The organism is Trichococcus sp., from assembly GCF_049589555.1.
Classification (GTDB): Bacteria; Bacillota; Bacilli; order Lactobacillales; family Aerococcaceae; genus Trichococcus.
This window is the reverse complement of record NZ_JBAWAZ010000100.1, coordinates 1-3246: the sequence shown is the minus strand read 5'-3', so window position 1 is coordinate 3246 and position 3246 is coordinate 1. Positions and strand designations below refer to the sequence as shown.

Below are 3246 nucleotides of genomic sequence, written 5' to 3'. Positions count from 1 at the left end.
AAAATGTCACCTTTTGCAGCATTAATTTTAGTTCCCGTTGTTTTTGGTTTAGCCGCAGCATTTATAAGTGGAACACCACTTTTGGAAGTATTTGATTGGATTTTTGGAGGTTTGTATTACTCGCTGGATGAGAACAAGACACTTATCGGTAAAGGTGTGGCCCCAACGATTACATTATTGCTGTTCGCCATTCTTTACTTCTCGGTTATGTTGGACGTCGGTCTATTCGATCCATTGGCTACGAAGATGATCAAATGGGCAAAAGGCGATCCAATGAAGATTTGTGTCGCAACTGGTGTTATCTCTTTAATCGTGTCGCTGGATGGTGACGGGACAACGACTGTTTTGATCGTAACGACAGCAGTTCTGACGCTTTTCAAAAAAATGAAGATGAACCAGCTTTACTTGGCGGTAATCATCGGATTCAGCAACTCGGTAATGAACTTAGTCCCTTGGAGTGGCCCGATGGCGCGTGCGATGCCGGTGCTGAACTTGACACCGAAAGAATTCTTCGTACCCGTTATTCCAGGTATGATCGGTGCAACAATCCTGGCATTGTATATGTGCTACTACTATGGTAAAAAAGAACGCGCTCGTCTGGGCTATACAGCGGAGGGCGGCATCATCCATGACAGCGACTTGGAACACATCATTAAAGAAATCAACGAAAAAGATGCGTATTTGAAACGCCCTAAATTGATCTGGTTCAACTTTTTGCTTACCGCGGCAATCATGACAATGTTGATCATGGACATCATCAATGGCGGTATCCTATTCGTGCTTGGTACAGCCATCGCATTACTGGTCAACTACAGACAGTTGAATCTGCAATCTTCCCGTCTGATCGCAAATGGCGGAGAAGCATTAGGTCCAGTAAGTTTGGTTTATGGAGCAGGTATCATCATGGGCGTTCTGAACGGCAGCGGCATGAGTGAAGCCATCGCACAACAAATGGCTGGCATGATTCCGGAAACGATGGGTGCCTACATTCCATTCTTCCTGGCTTTGATTTCTTTACCAGGTTTGTTCTTCTTGCCAAATGACGCTTTCTACTTTGGGATCCTGCCGGTATTGGCACCAATCGCTTACCAATACGGGGCAACACCAACTGAAATCGGTGTCGCTTCCATGATGGGTCAAGCCATCCGTTTTGCAAGTCCCTTAGTGGCATTCCTTTATGTTTTGGTTGACAGAACAGAAGTCAGCTTTGGTGATTACTCGAAAGAATACCTGAAATGGGGTCTTCCGAGCTTCGTGATCCAAACGGTTATCGCTATTCTGATCGGTGCGATCCCGCTGCCTTTCTTGTTCAATTAAGCATCAAACGACTTCCCGGCAAAGGTCAATCAAAGTTCTGATATAAGGAGGCAGTTTTCGCCCTTTTCGGTAAGCCACAATCATATCCGCATAATGCGGCTTGCCTTCGAAAGAGAAAAAGCGCGGAGCATTGCCGAATTTCAAGTGACGGATATGGGTCTCGTTCAAGAAGGAGATGCCGTATCCCGTCATCGTCAGATTGACGGCTGTCTCGATATTCCGTGTATGCGTCACTTTATTGGGGACGAAATGATGTTCCGCAAAAATCGCTTCGGCGATTTGGCCGGTACGCTGATCTGGGAAATGCAGAATGAACCGATCCTTCTTGAACAAATGCAGATCAATGGAAGGGTAGCTGCTCTTCGGATTAGGCTTCCCTTGATTGATGCAAGGATGTCCTGAGGGCACAGCCAACAGGATCTCTTCCGATTTGATGATTTCAAAGTCCAAATTCAACGCGTGATGCGGCATATTCATGATTGCGATATCCGCTTCACCGTTGTTGATTTTTTCTTCTACAACTTTGGAAGATTCTTCGAGCAATTCGACTTCGATATTTGGGTAGATTTCATTGAACTTCGGCAAGATATCAGGAGCCAGATAGGAGCCGCGCATGAAGGGAATGGAAACGCGCAAACGGCCGATTTTGTTGTCCAATATATGGGCAGCTTCATCGTAAAAGTTTTCGCGCATGCGCAGAATCTCGATTCCGGCAGCCAAAAAACGTTCACCAAGGAAAGTCAATTCATATTTCTTTCCGATTTGATTGAAGACTGGGAACCCCAAGCGAGCCTGCATATTTTTGATGTACATGCTCAATGAGGGTTGTGAGATGTATAGAGACTCAGCTGCCCTTGTCAAACTGCCGCAGTCGTTGATTGCCTTAACGTATTCGATATCTTTCATTTCCATAGAATCATCCCCTTATCATAAGTTTTGATTATGATATACATAAAAAATATATATTTCATTTATGTTTATTATAGGGATACAATCACACTAAGTAAATACAAGAATATATAAATTGGAGAGGTACTATACTATGAACAGCAAGCAGAAATCAATCAAAACCATCACTACGAACGGGAAGGAGTATAAGTACTACGATCTGAAATCATTGGAAAATGGACAAGTGACGATCGCCAAATTGCCATATTCCATCCGTGTCTTGCTGGAAAACTTGCTGCGGCAAGCAGACGGCAAAGTCATTACCGAAAACCATGTATTGTCCTTGGCTAATTGGAAACCCCTCAACGAAGTGAAAACTGAGATCCCCTTCAAACCATCCCGTGTCATTCTGCAGGATTTGACAGGCGGAGCGGCGATTGTGGATTTGGCGGCCTTGCGTTATGTGACCGATAAATTGGGTAAAGATTCCGCGATCATCAATCCGGACATCCCGGTGGATTTGGTCATTGACCATTCCGTTCAAGTCGACTACTCCGGATTCAATGATGCCTTTAGAATGAACGCGGAAATTGAGTTCGATCGGAACCGGGAGCGCTACGAATTCTTCAGCTGGGCGGAAAAATCGTTTGATTCATTCAGCGTGGTGCCGCCAGCGACAGGAATCGTCCATCAGGTGAACTTGGAATACTTGGCGGATGTGGTCAAGGAAGCCGAAGCCAATGGGGAAATTATCCTCTATCCGGATACTTTGGTAGGGACCGATTCGCATACGACGATGATCAACGCTTTGGGTGTTCTGGGTTGGGGCGTCGGCGGTATCGAAGCGGAGGCAGGTATGTTGGGTCAACCGTGCTACCTGCAGATACCGGATGTCGTTGGGGTACGCTTCACAGGCAAGCTTCAAAATGGCGCAACGGCAACTGACTTGGCTCTAAAAATGACCCAAGTATTGCGGGAGCAAAAAGTAGTCGGAAAATTCGTCGAATATTTCGGTGAAGGTTTGAAAAACTTGACGATCGC

At 45.6% G+C, this 3246-nt stretch carries 3 protein-coding genes; 2 read left to right on the top strand and 1 reads right to left on the bottom strand.

What is annotated here, in order from left to right:
* On the top strand, window positions 1-1317 hold a 1317-nt coding region (locus tag WBV27_RS04315; protein WP_424199737.1), incomplete at its 5' end, for a CitMHS family transporter.
* Between the two features lie 3 nt (window positions 1318-1320).
* Here WBV27_RS04315 and WBV27_RS04310 read toward each other — a convergent pair.
* Window positions 1321-2229, bottom strand: coding sequence for a LysR family transcriptional regulator (locus tag WBV27_RS04310; protein WP_086943615.1), 909 nt, complete (start codon window positions 2227-2229; stop codon window positions 1321-1323).
* Between the two features lie 130 nt (window positions 2230-2359).
* Here WBV27_RS04310 and WBV27_RS04305 point away from each other — a divergent pair.
* Window positions 2360-3246, top strand: an 887-nt coding sequence (locus WBV27_RS04305) for an aconitase family protein (RefSeq protein ID WP_424199735.1), incomplete at its 3' end; no start/stop codon positions are given.

Bases quoted from the DNA above. Each gene is read 5' to 3' on its own strand.
- WBV27_RS04310 (WP_086943615.1), bottom strand. From the start codon at position 2,229: ATGGAAATGAAAGATATCGAATACGTTAAGGCAATCAACGACTGCGGC.